Annotated in this window: 17 protein-coding genes; 7 read left to right on the top strand and 10 right to left on the bottom strand. The window is 70.8% G+C overall.

The window, feature by feature from the left end; all coding sequences use genetic code 11:
* Positions 1 to 769 precede the first annotated feature (769 nt).
* Complete coding sequence (locus tag IEZ07_RS30615; RefSeq protein ID WP_191897980.1) at positions 770 to 2059, top strand: hypothetical protein; 1290 nt, start codon at positions 770 to 772, stop codon at positions 2057 to 2059.
* 173 nt (positions 2060 to 2232) lie between these two features.
* Here the strand turns inward: IEZ07_RS30615 and IEZ07_RS30620 are convergent, their stop codons facing one another.
* Positions 2233 to 2376, bottom strand: coding sequence for a hypothetical protein (locus tag IEZ07_RS30620; protein ID WP_191897981.1), 144 nt, complete (start codon positions 2374 to 2376; stop codon positions 2233 to 2235).
* A gap of 1120 nt (positions 2377 to 3496) precedes the next feature.
* Between IEZ07_RS30620 and IEZ07_RS30625 the strand changes: the two genes are divergently transcribed.
* The gene (locus tag IEZ07_RS30625) at positions 3497 to 5314 is read left to right on the top strand and encodes a hypothetical protein (RefSeq protein WP_191897982.1); all 1818 of its coding nucleotides are present in this window, start codon (positions 3497 to 3499) and stop codon (positions 5312 to 5314) included.
* A 458-nt stretch (positions 5315 to 5772) separates the two neighbouring features.
* Here the strand turns inward: IEZ07_RS30625 and IEZ07_RS30630 are convergent, their stop codons facing one another.
* Together IEZ07_RS30630 and IEZ07_RS30635 are read right to left on the bottom strand one after the other, a co-directional pair.
* Complete coding sequence (locus IEZ07_RS30630) at positions 5773 to 6141, bottom strand: hypothetical protein (protein ID WP_191897983.1); 369 nt, start codon at positions 6139 to 6141, stop codon at positions 5773 to 5775.
* A gap of 233 nt (positions 6142 to 6374) precedes the next feature.
* On the bottom strand, positions 6375 to 6542 hold the full coding sequence (locus IEZ07_RS30635; RefSeq protein ID WP_191897984.1) for a hypothetical protein: 168 nt from the start codon (positions 6540 to 6542) through the stop codon (positions 6375 to 6377).
* A 405-nt stretch (positions 6543 to 6947) separates the two neighbouring features.
* Here IEZ07_RS30635 and IEZ07_RS30640 point away from each other — a divergent pair, with 405 nt between their 5' ends.
* Positions 6948 to 7844 carry a DUF6461 domain-containing protein gene (locus IEZ07_RS30640; RefSeq protein WP_191897985.1) on the top strand — a complete coding sequence of 299 codons (897 nt, stop codon included), beginning with the start codon at positions 6948 to 6950 and terminating at the stop codon, positions 7842 to 7844.
* Between the two features lie 243 nt (positions 7845 to 8087).
* On the opposite strand, the gene IEZ07_RS30645 is transcribed toward IEZ07_RS30640, so the two are convergent.
* Positions 8088 to 9062, bottom strand: coding sequence for a DUF2332 domain-containing protein (locus IEZ07_RS30645; protein WP_191897986.1), 975 nt, complete (start codon positions 9060 to 9062; stop codon positions 8088 to 8090).
* A gap of 320 nt (positions 9063 to 9382) precedes the next feature.
* Between IEZ07_RS30645 and IEZ07_RS30650 the strand changes: the two genes are divergently transcribed.
* A complete protein-coding gene (locus IEZ07_RS30650) occupies positions 9383 to 10408 on the top strand; it encodes a recombinase family protein (RefSeq protein ID WP_191897987.1) in 1026 nt (341 codons plus the stop codon).
* A 63-nt stretch (positions 10409 to 10471) separates the two neighbouring features.
* On the opposite strand, the gene IEZ07_RS36065 is transcribed toward IEZ07_RS30650, so the two are convergent.
* The 5 genes from IEZ07_RS36065 to IEZ07_RS30670 all read right to left on the bottom strand — a co-directional run bounded on the left by IEZ07_RS36065 (position 10472) and on the right by IEZ07_RS30670 (position 12904).
* A complete protein-coding gene (locus tag IEZ07_RS36065; protein WP_275413880.1) occupies positions 10472 to 10606 on the bottom strand; it encodes a hypothetical protein in 135 nt (44 codons plus the stop codon).
* 501 nt (positions 10607 to 11107) lie between these two features.
* Positions 11108 to 11455: a hypothetical protein gene (locus IEZ07_RS30655; RefSeq protein WP_191897988.1), complete on the bottom strand. Its 348-nt coding sequence runs from the start codon at positions 11453 to 11455 to the stop codon at positions 11108 to 11110.
* A 196-nt stretch (positions 11456 to 11651) separates the two neighbouring features.
* Positions 11652 to 12056, bottom strand: coding sequence for an anti-sigma factor antagonist (locus IEZ07_RS30660; protein WP_191897989.1), 405 nt, complete (start codon positions 12054 to 12056; stop codon positions 11652 to 11654).
* A complete protein-coding gene (locus IEZ07_RS30665; protein ID WP_191897990.1) occupies positions 12044 to 12286 on the bottom strand; it encodes a hypothetical protein in 243 nt (80 codons plus the stop codon). The genes IEZ07_RS30660 and IEZ07_RS30665 overlap by 13 nt, the downstream gene beginning before the upstream one ends.
* Positions 12287 to 12505: 219 nt before the next feature.
* Entirely contained in the window at positions 12506 to 12904 is a 399-nt protein-coding gene (locus IEZ07_RS30670; RefSeq protein WP_191897991.1) for a response regulator transcription factor, read from the bottom strand.
* A 291-nt stretch (positions 12905 to 13195) separates the two neighbouring features.
* Here IEZ07_RS30670 and IEZ07_RS30675 point away from each other — a divergent pair, with 291 nt between their 5' ends.
* On the top strand, positions 13196 to 13582 hold the full coding sequence (locus tag IEZ07_RS30675) for a hypothetical protein (RefSeq protein WP_191897992.1): 387 nt from the start codon (positions 13196 to 13198) through the stop codon (positions 13580 to 13582).
* 107 nt (positions 13583 to 13689) lie between these two features.
* Here the strand turns inward: IEZ07_RS30675 and IEZ07_RS30680 are convergent, their stop codons facing one another.
* Complete coding sequence (locus IEZ07_RS30680) at positions 13690 to 14046, bottom strand: helix-turn-helix transcriptional regulator (RefSeq protein ID WP_191897993.1); 357 nt, start codon at positions 14044 to 14046, stop codon at positions 13690 to 13692.
* Positions 14047 to 14291: 245 nt separating this feature from the next.
* On the opposite strand from IEZ07_RS30680, the gene IEZ07_RS30685 reads away from it, so the two are divergent.
* The gene (locus IEZ07_RS30685; protein WP_191897994.1) at positions 14292 to 14711 is read left to right on the top strand and encodes an STAS domain-containing protein; all 420 of its coding nucleotides are present in this window, start codon (positions 14292 to 14294) and stop codon (positions 14709 to 14711) included.
* A 392-nt stretch (positions 14712 to 15103) separates the two neighbouring features.
* Positions 15104 to 16236 (top strand): methyl-accepting chemotaxis protein (locus IEZ07_RS30690; protein ID WP_191897995.1); only part of this gene is annotated, 1133 nt, incomplete at its 3' end.

The following is a 16236-nucleotide window of genomic DNA, read 5'->3' on the forward strand; positions in this document are numbered from 1 at the left end:
GCCCCAGCACGCGGGCCGGTACGGCTTCGCCCGTCCGCGTCCCACTCCCCCACCGCTGCGACCAGCAAGGATCTACGTTGACCCTGCCCGCGATCTCCTCGCACCGCCCTGCTCCGCCCGCCCGCACGCCGGGCACCGCGACGACCCCCGGTGCTGCACGGGGCTTCGACAGCTCCCGGGTTTTCTCCGCCGAGTCAAGGTCGTTTGTCAAATCAGGGAGATCACGACGGGAGGGTGAGTTCTCCTCCCCTACGCCGGTCACGTCCGGGTACGACGGAGAAAATGACGATTCATACGTGATCGTGTCGCACCGCAAATGGCACGGATGGCTGCTACCGTCAAGACCAGAGTCAGCGGACGGTCGAGCCGCTGGTTTCTCAACGGGTGACGCAGAGTCCGGCGTGGATGCACGCGGAGCGAGCCGATCTCTGGGATGCTTTGCCGTTAGCCGCTCGATCACTGACCAGCGCAGGAGAGACCCAGGACAAAAGGAAACGCCCCGCAGAGCGGGGCGCCTCACCAGCAACGCACGCGATCGACGTTCAGCTTCTTCTTGGTTTGGCGGCCCGGAAAAGCTGAGTGCCGTTCGTGCTTCTTCGTATGTGTACGACTGGAGCTGACAATAGCACCCACCCAGTCGGTCAGCTCCGCATGCCCGCGTATCGGCGCGTCGAACGCCCCGCTGACCGGCTCCCCCGCACCCGCCGCCCCGGCACGTCCGCCGGCGGCGTCCCGACGCGCTGACCTGCGTGATCTGGGCACGCTCATCGTGCCCGAGCACCTGATCGTCGCGCCCAGCCTGAGCCTGTGGCTGGACGCGCTGGCCTACCTGATCGACGCGGCCGACCGGCGTGCCGACTGGCGGCGCAACACCGGCCGGGTCGGCTGGCAGCTGGCCTCGCGCTCCAACCGCGACATGGTCACCATGCCGAAGAAGGGCGCCACCTGGGCGGTGATGGGCACCGAGGCCGGGATCGCCCGCCGCACCCTGGCGTATGCGCTGGAGTGGATGCACGACGTCGGGCTGCTGGTCACCCTGGAGTCCGGCTCCACTCCCCGCCACCGGACCGGCACCCTGTACGGCCGGATCGACGACGGCCTGGGCAACCGGGCCGCCGAGTACATCCTGACGATCCCGCGGGAGATCCTGTCGGAGGACCCCGAGGCCCTGGACGACGCGATCCCGGCCGACGCGGTCGTGGTCGACGACGAGCTCCCCTGGCCGGTGGAGACGGTGCGCGAGCGCCCCCGCCCGCCGGCCGCCCCTCCCGCCCCCGATGAGCCTCCCGCGCCCGCCGTCCCAGCCCTCGCCGAGGCCTCCGCATCACCGCAGGTCAGCCCCCCTGTGGAAATATCTTGCACGCCCGCCGTTGGGGTTGACCTTGGGGGAGGAACTATCCCCCACACACGCGCGCGGAATTCGCCGGTTATGTCCGATTCCACGGGACCGCAGGAGCCGTGGCCGGCCACCGTCACGCCGGGCACCAAGGGCGAGATGCTCCGAGCGTGCGAGCGGCTGCGCCGCGACGACGCCCTGATGTCCCGGCTGTCGGCGCGGGACCTGCGCTCGCTGCTGCGGCCGCTGTGGACGGCCGGAGCCACCGTCCGCGACGTCCAGCACGTGCTCAACCACCTGCCCGACGGCAGCCGCTGGTTCGCCGTCCTGACCGTGGCCGGCACCGGCAGCACCGTGCACTCGCTGCGCGGCTGGATCCGCCACCGGATCGGCAAGTGGCTGACCGACGAGCGCGCCCTGGTCGCCGAGCTGCCCTCGCAGCGCTCCGCGCGCCTGGCGGCCGCGCAGCGCGCCGAGCAGGCCGCCTTCCGCGCCGCCTACCTCCGGGCCCGCGAGCGCGCCCTGCCCGCCGCACCCGCCCTAGCGACCGCCGACACCACCGGAGTCACAGACGCCACAGAGGGCCCTGAGCACCCCGCAGACGCGCCGGTGGGCCTGGCCGCCGTACGGGTCGCGCTGGCCGCCACCGGGGCCGGAGAGACCGCCCTGGCCAAGCACGCCGCCAAGCAGGCCCGCCGCTCCCGATGGATCACGAGCACATGATCAGCAGGAAATCTTCTTTACAAAGTAAATGGCATGGCCGTGATCAGTCGGGAGCAGACGAGGTGATGCCCCGCCGCACGGCTCGCGCCGAGGGCGGGGCATCAGGATGTGGTCTGACAGCCGGCCCGGAGGCGTGCCGTCAGTCAGGTCTGGACGGAACCGCTAAGGACGGTTCACATCCGCGGGAAGTAGGGGAAGGCGCCCAGGTCAACCCCGTACGCGAGGGCCACCACGATCACGATCGCGATGATGATGGTGCGGACGTGCCTGCCCCAGCTCTCGGGCATGCTCAGTTCGATTCGTGCGGATTCAGCCATGTGGCCTCCTTGGTCGTCGATGCGGAGGAACCACCGGGCCTGCAGAAAATTGCGGAAGGTGATTGACACTGGGTAGGCTGCGGGTGCGTCACATCCATTTAGCGTCTGGCCTTCGGCCCGGTGCGACCTCGAAACGCAGGCTCGATCTCGTGCCACCGAGATCGGGCCTTCGAGGTGTAAGAGCATCGTATAGGGCACCCCGCGAATCCACGCCTCGCGAGAACTCTCGCCGCCCGACGTATTTGCACCGATATGAGCGATTTCTGTTCAGTTCTTCGCGCGGTTCACATTTCCCGTGCTGCCTCGCTCCAGCCTCCTGAGCTGCACAGAAGCGGAATCTCCGGTGTGAGGAAGTGCGGTGCCAAGGAGAAGACACGGAACTCCGCCCGCCAGAAGGTCCGCCGTCTTGTGCCCGGCGGGTGTACGGCATCACCCTGCCCAGGCTCTCCTTGATGCGGTTCACGCTGGGGCTATCGACAGGACCTGGTCTACCGCTCGTGGATCACTCCGGCGGATGGATGGCAGATGGAACTCTCCGACGCAGGACATGAACGGCCTGCGAAAATACGTGGCTTGGTGTCTGCGAGGTGGTGAACCTCGTCATGGAAGTTCGCGGGTGGCGGCTTCTCCCGGATGTCGTTGCGGTCTGCTCTGAGGATGTGCGGCCACCGTGGAACGGCGGACCGTTAAGGCCACCCGTGGGGGTGAATCGTCGTGTAGGGCGCGGGATGACCAGCCGGCCAGGAGGCCGGAAATGTCGGCTGGAAGGCGTAGTCGACGAGCAGGATGACGAGGTTCGCTTCTTTCTCGATCACCCGCCGGAATCGCTCTGTCCGCGTAGTCGCCTTCATGGACATCTCGTTCCCCGGCCTTGCCGAGCATGGAGCAGAGACAAGATCAATAATCGAACACGGTGTCGATCGAACTCCCATACGATGTTGGACACCACGCCGTCGCCGATTTCCGGCTCCTAGACCTGCCGCGGCCGATCACCCGCTCGAGACGACCGCATCGGCCGCGATCACGGCGGCAGGTGACCCGGGGCGCTTATCTACGGACTGATCACGAAACGGAGTGATCCGGTCGCGGACGGTTTGCGGCGTGGATCAGACTATGCGGCATGGCTACGGATACTCCCCCGACCGATCCGCCAGCGCCGGAGCTGCGGCCGCTGCCCCACGAAATGACCGTCACCCCGCGCCCCGGCGCGCAGCCGGAGCTGGTGGCGTTCGGCGAGCGGTACTGGGACCTGCTCGGCGTCAACGACGACGGCCGGATCGCCTGGAAGCAGGGGGCCCGGCGGATCGACCCGGCGATCTCCCAGCCGCACATCACCGCCGCCGCCGGCGTGGTCGTGGAGGTCGCCGGGCAGGCGTGCGCCGACTGCGGGCTGACGCCCTGGCAGCCGCGCTCGAGGACCGCGCTGGAGGAACTGTGCCGGGGGATCGCCCCCGCCGGACGCTGCGTGGCCTGTGACGAGGACCTGCAGATCGCCATGGCCCGGCAGATCGATCCGGCGGCTCAGGCGCGGCGGGCAGCGACCCGGCAGCAGGCCGCCCAGCACGCCGGGCAGTCCCGAGCCCGGGCCGTATGGCGGGCCGCCTGCCAGGTCGCCGCCCAGGAGGCGCACCCGCTGGTGCTGCATCCGGCCTCCACCCTGAGCGAGCGGCAGGCCTCGGTCGAAGTGGAGGCCGCGGCGCTCGCGTGCCTGCGCTATGCGCTGGCAACGGCACCGATCCCGGCGCTGGACCAGTGGCCCCGGCCGCTGAGCCCGTCACCGGACTGGACGCTCGCGCTGGCGCGCGGGTGGTACCAGGCCCGGCTCTTCAATGTGCATCCCGACAGCGACCTGGACGCCTTCGTGACGCCGACGCTCGACGAGGCGGTGGAATCGGCGACCGACCGCTCGTCCTGGGAGGCCGTGATGGACACCTGGACACCGCCGGTCGTCAACAGCTTCTACCTGCCGCGGGTGAACTGGTACGTCCCCTACGGATCCAGCATCGGCACGGCCCCCCAGCAGCTGGACACGCACCTGCTCGCGCGGCTGGACCCGGCCGTCATGACGCAGGCCCGGCAGGCCGACCTGCTGTCCCTGGCCGAGCGGCTGATCGGCGAGGAGACGATCCGCTACTTCGACTTCCTCATCGCCGAGCACAACCTGCCGCCGGTGCTCGACAACCACCGGCCGCGCCTGGTCGAGGCGGCCATGCAGGTGGCCCGGCACCGCTGCCTGGGCCAGACATACTTCCTGGCGTGGCAGGCGGCGCGCGACGCCGCCGTCGGCGCGCAAAAGCACCCCCGCGCCCCCAAGGGCAACATGACCACCCACGGGGTCAACCAGTTCGAGGAGAAATGCCGGCGCGCGAGCGCCGACCCGAACTGGCGCCTGAGCGAATGGAACGAAGACAGCCGGTTGCCGCTGTCGGCGCTGACACGCCTGGTCTTCCTCGGGCTGCTGGGCGCCGAACCCCTCCGGACCAGCCGATCCGACATCGAGGCGATGCTGCCGCCGCCGCGTGAGACAAGCGGCCCCGCTGAGGATGACAGCGGCCCGGACGAGACCGACGGCGACTCGATGCTCATCGACCTCCTGCGCGCGCTGGATGCCCGGGCCGACGAGGTCGACGCCGACGCGGTGCTGACCGCGTTCCAGGACGGCTACGCGGACCTGCTGGCCGCTCTGCCCGGCCAGGCGGGCACGCCGGACTCCCTGCGCCTGGCCGTGGACGGGATGCAGCGCGTCGGCCGGGCCGTGCAGGAGGCGACCGGGGACGGGCGGGCCGCGCTGCTGGTCGCCTGCGCCGCCGCGCACGCCTACCCGAATCCGGCGGGTGATCCCCACGGCGCCGCGGTCACCGTCGGGGAGGTACTCGCCTACTACCTGTTCTCGATCGCCTCCGGTCCGCCGGCCTTCGAGGAGCCGCCACCGTTCTGACCGCGTGAGGCCGCACGCCGACGCGGAATCGGGGCCGCCGGGCGGAAGGCACCGCAGGAAGATCGAAAACTCTCCAGCCCGTGAAGAACAACAGAACGAGCTCGATGCCCCTCACGAGCCTCGTTCCCCGGGGAGGGCTGTCCCGGATCGGGGCAGGACCGGTCGGAGGGCTCTCGGCGGGCCGGGGCTGCTTTCGGCGGGGCGCTGCCCCTCGCCAACTCGATCATCGTCTAGTCAGCATCCGGCTCCTCTAGGTCTAGAGGCCGGCCCCTCTAGGTCTAGAGGGCACCCTAGAGACCCATCGGCCATCTGACCTGGGCTCTAGGGCCTGGAGGGGCCGGTGGTCACCGTGCCACCGGCCCCCGGATGCTGCGTCTTAAGGCGACCGTCACGGCGGCCGTGGACCGGTTGCCGAAAGAACCACAGCTGCGGCGAGCACACAGCTCTCGTGTCTCTCGTCAGCGGCGACCCGTCCGGTAGATCGGCCCCTCGTTCACGGGAACGGTCTCTACCAGGGTCTGGCCCTTTTGCTGGGTGAAGATGATGGAGAACTCCTCACCGCACATCTCGCACCACCCCATCAGCGCGATCCGGTGGCGCCGAGCTTCACCCAGCTTGCCGACCGGCGGGATCTCTTTGCGGTCGAGCACCTTGTCCATCTCGCCGGTGGTGGCGTTGATGCTGAGGTACGTGAACTCCTGGTCCTCTTGGCGCGCCGCGACGTAGACGTGATCGACATGGGTGCCATCAGGGTCACCGCACAAGGGACACGCCATGACGTCGTTGTCGTAGGTCAGCCTGCCGGTTCTGGGAGGTGGGGTCGTCATAACAGCGACGGTACCCAGCGGGTCTGCCATCAACTGCCGAATTATGCCCAAGGGATCAAGCGGCCGCGCCCGAGGCGCCGCCGTAGTGGTGGCGGCCGCCAGGGCTGGGCGTGCGGCCCTGGCGGCCGGTCCCTGCCCGCGCCGCCAGCGCTCGCGGCCATCAGCCGATCAGATCTCGATGACCCGTGGTTCGGGACTCGAAGCGGCTTACCTCCCCACGGGAGTCATGGGGCCTACATCTTCTTGCGGCGGATGATCTCGATGAAGGCGAAGACAAGCAGATGCAGGACCTTCATGGCCTGGCGGTGCTTACGGCGCGAGAAGACAGCCACCAGGGTGGCGACAGGAAGGGGGAAGAGAACGAGGAGAGCGACGAGGGCTCCCAGGGTGGCAACAGACACGACTTGGTCTCCATGAACGTGGAAAACGCTCATCGCGTCCAAGTCGCGGAGCCTCATGTCAGCTCGCGCAGAGTCCGAATCGCCTACGAGTAGGCATGCCATGCGATGCGCACTATTGATCTTACCGGATGCTGCTCAGATTCTGGTAATGCCTGGTCAGAGTACTGATCACTGGGGTCATGCTCAGTGACTGATGGCCCAGTTCTCCCGAAGTTTCGCCGGACCGCACGGTAGACCCCGCAGTTCCGGGGCAGGCGTCTCATCCCCACGTTGCCGGATTCTCGGAGGGCTCGAGCTGTGGGGAGCGGTGTCCCGAGGGTCGGAGAAGCGCTCAGAATCAAGCCTTTGACCTGGTCTGGCTTCCTACTTGGCGGCTCGCCGTAGTTTCGGGAGTGCTGGGCCGTCATGCGCCACGACTACGCGGCCTCCCACGCCTTCCGCCACGCTGCGGACGGCAGGATCCGGACGGCCTTCCGTCCGCAGACGCCCCAGGAGCGCTGGGGCAGCCACCCCGACGCGCTCAATGAGGACATGCGCGAGCTGGGCCTGGAGCCCGAGCCGGACGAGGAGTTCCAGTACCTGCCTGGTTCCGTTCCCGCGGCCCTCGCGCTGGCCAGCCGTATCTCCGGGGTGCTGTTCACTCCCGCGCTGCTGGACGGGCCGCTGCTGGGCGGGGTCATCACCGACCCGGTTCCCGCTGACGCCCCGGAAGGCGACCCGCTCGCCAGGCACGCCCTGCGGGCCTTCGACCGCAGGCTCGCCGAGGCCATCGACGGCGCCTCCCCCGACCTGCAGCGGCGGGCCGCGATCGCCGAAGCCCGTCGCCAGTGCGAGCGTGCCGGTGTGGCCGACCACCCGGTGCTCGCCGAGGCACTCGCCTCCGCCGAGCGGGGTGAGACGCCCCCGGTCGGGCATGACTCCCCGCTCACCGAGCTCATCCGCGGCTATGAATCGGAGTTGACCGGTCATCCGATCGACAGCGCCACCGGCGAATGGACGGCGAACCCGTCGGTGGATCCGCCCCGCTCCCCGGACGGTCAGCGCACCATCTTCTCCGTCGATACCGCGACCGGCATGTCGGCCTGTCCGAGTTGCACGTGGCACCGCCGCCCGGACGAAGAAGAGCGGGAGGCGGTCCGGCCTCGCTGGCAGGCGGCGATATCCGTACGCCATGCCTTGTCTCCCGATGCCAGGAGGGCCGCCTACAGCACCCACTTCGCGCTGGTCCACGAGGGCCAGGTCATGGCCGACCGTGATCACGCGGCGGCCGTCGCCGCGATGCTGCGCACCGCCTCGGCATAGCGGTGCCCTCATCCTGCGGATCAGTGCGGGAAACGCGTGCCGGCCGCCGGCTTTCGCGGTCCGTGAACGACATCCGGCTCCCGCCTGCGAAAGCAGCGGTCTTCCCGTCGACCTTCGCGGTGCAAGAGCCAGTCCTGTCCCGGGATCGGCGCGGGCGGTCACGCTGTCCCGTCCTCCGTGAAGGTCTTCCTGGACCCGCTCGGCAACGACGAAGGATCCCATCATGTGGATAACGGACGTTCCTCAAACGGACACCGTGTGCGGGATGAGCCACCGGATCTCCTGGCCGTGGGGTCCGGTGAGTGCGACGGGCCGGCCGTCGAGGGCGAGCACGAACATCGCCGGGCCATCGGCGTCGACCACGGCGGCCGGCATCAGGCCGGGCAGGACGCCCGTCCCTTCGTTGGAGATCCAGTGCCCCGGCAGGGTGCGGACGAGCTCGACGAAAGCGGTCCGGGTGTCCGGCGGAACGTAGGCCAGCACAGCGCTGTGGAAGACGACCAGCGTGGCGTCGGCCGGAGCTCGCGCGGCCAGGGCCGGCAGATCGGTGAGCAGATCGCCCCTGACGAGGTGGGGCGGGTCGGCGCGGGCGACGCGAACCGCGGCATGCAGCCGGTCACGCCGCTGCTGCTGCTCCGGCCAGATCAGTGCGTCCAGCCAGCGCACATCGTCGTCATCGGCGACGTCGAGCGGGTCGAGATCCAGACCGGCGCGCCACACCACGGCGGGCGTCGACTCCGGCAGCGGCACGTCACCGCTGACCGCACAGGTCAGCCGTACCTCGCTGTCCGCAGGGCCCAGCACCGCGGCGCCGTCGCCGTAGCGGTACCGGTAGGCATCCGGATACAGGCACAACCCGGCGGAGGCGCCGACTTCCAGCAGAGCGAGAGGCTGCGGCAGCCGCGCCAGCACCGGCAGCATGGCGGCGCAGCGGGCCGGTTCGTTGGTCTGCGTCCGGCGCCGCAGCATCGTGGCGGACAACTTCGGCCAATGCCGTACCATCCACGCCCGGAACTCGTCCGGCGCGGTCACCGGCGCGGCCAGGTATTGAGCCGCCGCGAACAGCAGGTTCGGCTGCCGTTTCTCCTTCGGCAGCTCGTCCAGCAACCCCAGCAGTCGCTGATCGGCGCTGACCGTCAAGGCCAGCGCCTCGTATGCGGGGGACTGTCCTCGCGCCTCGCGCACCGCGAACGCCCGGTACCGCTCTGCCGTCGTCATCACGTCATCGTGCTCGTCCACCACCTGCGGGCGCAATGACGTCGATCACAGGACCGATGTCACGCCTTACCCGTTCAATCGGCCTTCAGGAAAACAGGGTGCGGTAGCAGGAAGACCCGTATCTCGGCCGTTCGGGCGTGTCTCGCCTACGAGGCGAAAACAAGATCACAGAGCATTCCATCGTTTCCGGGACGGCCAGCGAAGATCATTCGCAGGGTGGTGTTTCCGCAGGAGCGATCCCGTCCGATCGTCCCGAAACTCATCCCGGAACCTCGCCCGATGAAATAGCCTTCCGGGATCGTTTCCGGGACGATGGAGGCATGACTCTCCCCGCCGCCTCCGCCCCGGCGCCCGCCGAGCCGCCGTCGACCACCCCGGCCGGCCCGGCCAACGCGATCCGCATCGGCTACGCTCGCGTCTCCACCCGCGCCCAGGACCACCAGCTCCAGATGGACGCCCTGGCGGCCGCGCACTGCCGCGAGGTCGTTGAGGAGACCGTCTCCACCCGCCGCGAGCGCCCCAAGCTGGCCGCCACCATCGCCCGGATGCAGCCCGGCGACACCCTGGTCATCTACAAGCCCGACCGCATCGCCCGCTCGGTGAAGGAACTGCTCGTCTTCCTCGAAGACGAGCTCGCGCCGCGAGGCATCAACCTGCACATCCTGTCCGGCGTCTGCGCCGGGCTGCACCGCCCCGGCGGCCAGTCGATCGCGGACAAGATGCTGTTCCTGGTCGCGGCGATGGCCGCGGAGATGGAACGCGACCTGATCCGCGAGCGCACCATGGACGGCCTGGCGGCCGCCGCCGCCCAAGGCCGCAAGGGCGGCCGGCCCCCGGCGATCGACGCCGACACGCTCGCCGCCGCCCGCGCCCGCCGAGCCCGCGGCCAGACCATCCCCGCGATCGCCAAGGCCCTCGGCGTCGGGCGCTCCACGCTGTATCGGGCGTTCGAGGGTGACGACCCGCTTGTCGTCGTCCAGCGCCAGGAGGTCGCTGCCCGGCCCGTCGGCGACGGCCTCACCACCGCGCCTGCACCCGCCTCTGGGGCCGGTCCGGCCGTCCGGGACTGGGAGCGGGTGCGTCCGGCCCCGCGCCGGCTGGCCGACGGCTACCGGGTGGCGCGGCGGTCCGGCGACGGGCGCCGCTACCTCCTGCCGCCCGGCAGCGAGGTGCCGATCGGCTACGCCGAGACCGACGGCACCCGCTGGACCGCCCGCACCCTCGACCACGAGCGGGTCGAGGTGGACGCCGTCGGCGGCTCGCACGCGCGCCAGGCCGACGCCCTGGCCGCCCTGGACCGCCACTACCGCACCCGGCCCACCCCCGCCCCGCAGCCCGGCGCGTGATCCGCCTGCCGTGCCGCGGGGACGATCGGCCCGCAGTAGCCGAGGCCCGGGCCCGGGCCTCGGCTACTCGCCGGAGTCGGCTTCCCACATCCGCTCCAGCTCGGCGATCTCCCGGCGCCGCTGCTGAAGCTTGCGGCGGATGGAGGCCATGACGCACTCGTGCAGCCACGCCGGCGGCGGGTCATCCTCGGAGGTCATGGCGCCCATGCTCGCTTGCCGACGTGCTCTGGCGCAGGCCGGTCCGGGAACGGGCCGGGGTCGGATCCCGCCGTCATAACCACGCCGCCGCACTCAGGCGGAGACCGCAGGAGCGAGGCTGATCGTCGGGAAGTTCCCTTCCCGGTGACAAGCCGTATGGCCTGCGGTGAGCTGGGCAAACGTATGGATCGCCCCGAGTTGAGAAGACCGGGCGGTAGTGCGGCCGGGGCTGCCCGAAACAGCCCCGGCCGCGCAAGGAACCATCCCGCTCCCAGCCGCAGCCTTCCCCGCGAGGGTTGACCCATGTTCGCTGTCCGGCGTTTTCCTTGATCAGAGCAACCGGCGGTTTGGTAGCGCACCTGACTGGGGGTCAACGGGCTGCAGGTTCAAACGCCGCCAGGTAGCGGGACTGGAAGTTCCCGGAACCCGTCGGGTAGTCCGGCGGTGCCGGGCGAGGGCGGCGTTTCCCGAGGCCGTGATGGCTGCGCGCCGATCGTTGGCTCAGCCCAGCCCGACCTCGTCGAGCATCTCGGGGACCAGTCCGTCGGGCAGGCCCCCGAGCCTGGCGTGGCGGATGACCGCCTCGTGGACGGCCAGGTGCAGGTGCAGCAGGGCCTGCTCGGACTGCTCGACCGGCTCGGGGACCGGCAGCGGGCTGCCGGCCACCTCGTGCCAGCGCTCGTCGCCGGCGCGCTGCACGAACGCCCGCAGCCGGCCTGCGGCCAACTGGGTGGCCAGGTGCATCGAGCCGGTCACGGTGCCGAGCTCCTGGGTCAGCACGCCTTCCGGCCCGATGACGACCTCGCCGATCTGCCGGGCGGCACCGGCACCGGCTGCGGGTTCGGTCACGGCCGCCGCCCCGACGGCCGGGAGCGGGCCCGCAGGACGTCAGCGGGTACCGCCCGAAGGCGGCGCCTGCGGGCCCGGCACCGAAGCGACCAGCTTTCGCGTCGCACCTGTCTCACTCCAGCACGCGTACCCGCCTGCGCCCGCACCACACCGGCCGGCCAGCGGCGGAACCCCTGGCCGGTGGGCGGCGGCCGGCCTACGCCCTGCCGGCGCCCGGGGAGGCGGCCCGCACCGCCGCATCGGCGCTGTCGCAGATCTCGAACGCCCGGTGCAGGCCGGTGGTGGCCAGGAACCGTGCCAGGGTGCCGTGCACGCCGCTGAGCAGGAACCGCTTGCCTGCGGCCTGGCAGGTGCGCAGGGAGGCGATGAGGGCGCTGATCCCCGTCGAATCGCAAAAGCCCAGACCGGTCGCGTCCAGCACCACCGCGGCCAGATCGGCCCGCCCCCACAGCGGCTGCACGCTCTGGCGCAGGAGCGGCACGGTGCTCGCTTCCAGGTCCCCGGCCAGGTGGACGACCATCACGCGGCTGTGCTGGACCAACGAGACGGTCAGGGACGGGCCGCGCGCGGAGCCGAACCTTGTGGGGGCTACTTCACCCACCCCCAGTTTCTGTCGCAGTCCGGGCAGTGCCAGGACATTCCGTGCTCCGGTTCTGGCCTGATGTGGCCTGTCGTCGAGCCGCACAGTGTGCACCGCTCGGGTTTCGGGATGATCGGCATCGCCTCCCGGCAACCGCGGCAGTAGTAGTCCTCCGTCCCGGAGCCCAGGATGCGCTCCTGTTCTCCTCTGCCCGGATGCAGGCAGGCGTCCGGGGTGGGTGTCTTGCTCATCGTCTTGTCATCCATGATCCTGGGGCTCGCAGGCCGGGGTGGCATCGCGTCGCGCCCTTGTCTTCCCGGCTCTATCCCCTGGCCGTGGTCGGGTTGCCGGCGGGCGGCCCCGGAAGTGTGCCGGGTGCGTGGTGGCGACAGCCGTCCGCCGGTCCTGTCGGTTATACCCGGTTTCGGGTGGCTCGCTTCGCGAGAAGATCCCTCTTCCTGGGAGGTGGATCAGGGTCGGTCCCGGGCGGGCGGGAAGCGCTTCAGCAGGGTCAGGACCCGGGCGAGGAACTCCTGCGGGTGGATCGGCTTGAGGATGAAGTCGTCGGCCCCCGCCCGGCAGGCCTCCTGGCGGGCGTTCTCGACGCTGTCGCCTCCCCAGGCGGTCACCATCAGCACCGCCACCTCCGCCGTCTTTGGGGTGGCGCGCAGCCGCCGGCAGACCTCGGGGCCGGGCAGGTTGGGCAGCCGCCAGTCCAGCACCACCAGGTCCGGGCGCACCCGCTGGGCGAGCGGCAGGGCATCGGCGCCGTCGGCCACGGCGTGCACCCGGCAGCCGGCCCGCTCCAGCAGCAGGACCAGCAGATTCCGGTGATCGGCATCGTCTTCGACGACCAGCGTGACCGGCATGTCCCCTCACCCCTTTCCGATCCCCCTGGCTACGGTTCCTGCCCCCGAACGGCCCGCCGCACCGGCCGCCGGCCGGGCGGGCTCCGTACGGCCCATCCCGCGCGTGCCGGGCGGCGGAGTGTTTCCCCCCTTGCGGCGCACCAGGGCCTCCCGAGGGCCCGCTGAGCCGGATGGTGCGCCCATGATCGGGCGACGGGCGTCGGACAGGCGTTCGATACACTGCGCGAACTGCCCACCGGCAGGACCGGGCGCGAGGTTCCGCTCGTCAGTGCGAGGACAAGGAACGCCCCCATGCATGACCCTGACCTTGCCGAGAAGTCTGCCGAGACCCCTGCCGGCCGCGCACTCGTTGCGCGGGTGCGCGCCGAGCTGCGCCGGGCCGGATTCGTCGACGCCCCCGCCTCGGACATCGAGGGCGGCTTGACCGTCCGCCACGAGGCGGACCGGGGCGTGGTGGTCTGCTGGACCACCGCCGCCGAGGTGATCGTCAAGAACCGGGCCGCCCACCACCAGGTGCGCGCCGCGGTGAACCTGGCGCTGATGGCCATCTTGACCGGCGTCGGCTACACCGCGGCCGCCGACCATGCCACCGGCGAAGTGATCGTCACCGGCGGCCCGGACACCGGCGACGGCGCACCCGGCCGGCGGAGGCCTACGGGCGTCGACGCCGGTGCCTGATCCTGCGCCACCGGCAGCCGACCCGGCGTGCGGCCTGTCGAGGTGACCGCAGGTGGTGAGAGCCGTAGGCCGGCTGTCTCCCCGGCAGTCCTCGTGCGGGCGTGGGCTCAGGACGGCGCCGGGGCGTCGGCGCGGCGCGCGGATGAGTCGCCGCCGGGCAGCCCGCGCTGGGCGAACATGTCGATCAGCAAACGGACGGGCAGGTCGGCCTCGGTCGGATAGCGGAAACTGCGCTCGGGGTTGAGGGTGTAGTGGTTGCGGCGGCCGACCTTGCCGCGGGTCAGGTAGCCCTCCTGATGCAGGTCGGACACGATGCCCTGCACGGCGCGCTCGGTGATACCGATCCGCAGCGCGATGTCGCGCAGGCGCGCTTGCGGATCGCGGGCGATCTCCAGCAGCACCCGGGCGTGGTGGGTCAGGAACGTCCAGGTCGAGGCGGGATCGCCAGCGCTGGTAAAGGCCATGGCACCTCTTTTCAGGGGCCGGAGGATCCGGCGGCGGGGAGCGCGGGCGGACCACGTCTCCGATCCGATCTTACCGGAAGTCAATTTCCGGTAACCGCCTTCTCGAAATAAGCTGCGGGTGAGATGATTTCAGTCGACCGGTCTCTCTCCTCGAGCGGGGTCCGCATGCCTGCCCTCCCGCGCCTTCGCCGCTGCGCACCGTACCGGGGCGCCGACGGCCTCATCCCGTTCCGGCCTGAGGCGCCGTGAGCATCCAGCACGCCGGCGCCTCCGGTGCCCGCGAACCCGGTGGTGCCCCGCTGCACGGCGTCGTCGATGCGGTCCTGTATGCCGATCACCAGCTGCGCCTGACCTACCGCCCTCAGCCCGCTGCGACCCTCGTCCACCTGATCGGCGAGATCGACGCCACCAACCGCACCGCGGTGGCCGAGACGCTGGCCCGCGTCGAGCGCGGCGCCGACCGTCTCCTGATCGACGCTCAGCATCTGCGGTTCATCGACACCGGAGGGATGTGCCTGCTGGCGCAGTTGTGCCGGGCGGGTGCGGCCGTGGTCGACCTGCCGCCCTTCATGCGGCGCCTGGCGGGGTTGCTGGGCCTGCCCCTGCGTGACGGCGCCCTGGAGGGCACCGCAGAGCGCGACCCCCGCTCCTTGCGACAGGGATAGGCCCATACCCCCGGCCTTGGTCTCTTGCGGTTTCGGTTGCAGGCGAGCCAGCTCGCCGCATCGGATGAGGACCAACGCTCCTTGGCCACCGGCTCCGCCAGGCCAGTGGAGAACGCGTTCTTCGGCTGCGACCTCACAGACGGCCTGGGTCGGCCCGGTTCGGTTCTGGTCGGCTGACGTCGGCTTCCTCGGTTCTGGCTCCGGATAACGGAAGGCAGGAGCGGTGGGAGTCTTCCGCCCGGAGTTGATCCGTTCGAGGGCAGGGCGGCAACCGGTGGTGCACCCGATGGGGTGCTTTCGCTCACCCGGTGGTCGATCCGGTCGATGGTCACAGTGCAGGCGCACACGGCGCTCGGTCAACGACACGGATACGGCAGCGCGGGGAACCGGACATGAGCAAGATCAACGATTTGAAGGTCGGCGTGCGCCTGGGCGGCGCGTTCGCGGTGGTGGGCGTCCTGCTGTGCGGGGCGGTCGGGGTGGGCGCCGCCGGCATCTCCTCGGCGCGGGAGGCGACCGATCGGCTGGAGGCCGGCACGGCGGTGCGCGGTGCGGCGCTGACCGCCAAGTTCCGCACCGCCGACTTCGCCGGCTGGCAGACCGGATACGCCTTCGACACCCTGCGCGGCGTGCCGAAGGCGGCCGATGACACCGTCGGCCAGCGCAAGAACTTCGTGGCCTCCACCGCCGCCTTCCGCGAGGACCTGGACGAACTGGCGGGTCTGGAGCTGACCGCCACCCAGCGCGAGGGCCTGCGGCGGGCCGAGAGCGCGTTCGAGGACTTCATGGACGTCGACGGCCGCATCGTCGCCGCCTACCGCGACGGCACGCCCGCCCGGATGGACGAGGCCAACGACCTGGTGGCCGGTGAGGCGCTGGAGCACTTCGAGCGGGCCGCCACCGCCGTGGACGAGCTCGCGACCGAGGCCGTGGCCAACGCCGCGGCCGCGGCCGCCGACGCGCGCGCCGCCAGCGACACCGCCCTGCGGCTGATGCTGGGTGCGGGCGCCCTGTGCCTGCTGCTGGCCGCCGGACTGGCCGTGGCCGTGACCCGGACCATCACCCGGCCGCTGGCCGCGACCGTGCAGACCCTGCGCACCATCGCTGCGAAGGATCTGACCGTCTCCGTCGACACCGGCCGCCGCGACGAACTCGGGGACATGGCCCGCGCCCTGGCTCAGACCGTGGGCGTGCTGCGGGACGCCTTCGGCGTGATCGCCCGCCACAGCGCGACGCTGACCGGTGCCTCCCGCGAGCTGACCGCCGTCTCCGGGCGGATGGACGGCGCCGCCACCGGCACCGCGGCCCGCTCCGACCAGGTCGCCGCCACCGCCGAGCAGGTCTCGGCCAACGTGCAGACCATCGCCGCGGCCAGCGAGGAGATGAGCACCACCATCGCCGAGATCGCCGGCAGCGTCTCGGAGGCGGCCCGGGTGGCAGGCACCGGCGTGCGGACGGTACGCAACGCCGGTGAGACCGTCGCGAAGCTGGGCGCCTCCAGCGCGGAGATCGGCTCGGTCATCAA

It is taken from the genome of Planomonospora parontospora, from assembly GCA_014647935.1.
GTDB lineage: Bacteria > Actinomycetota > Actinomycetes > Streptosporangiales > Streptosporangiaceae > Planomonospora > Planomonospora parontospora.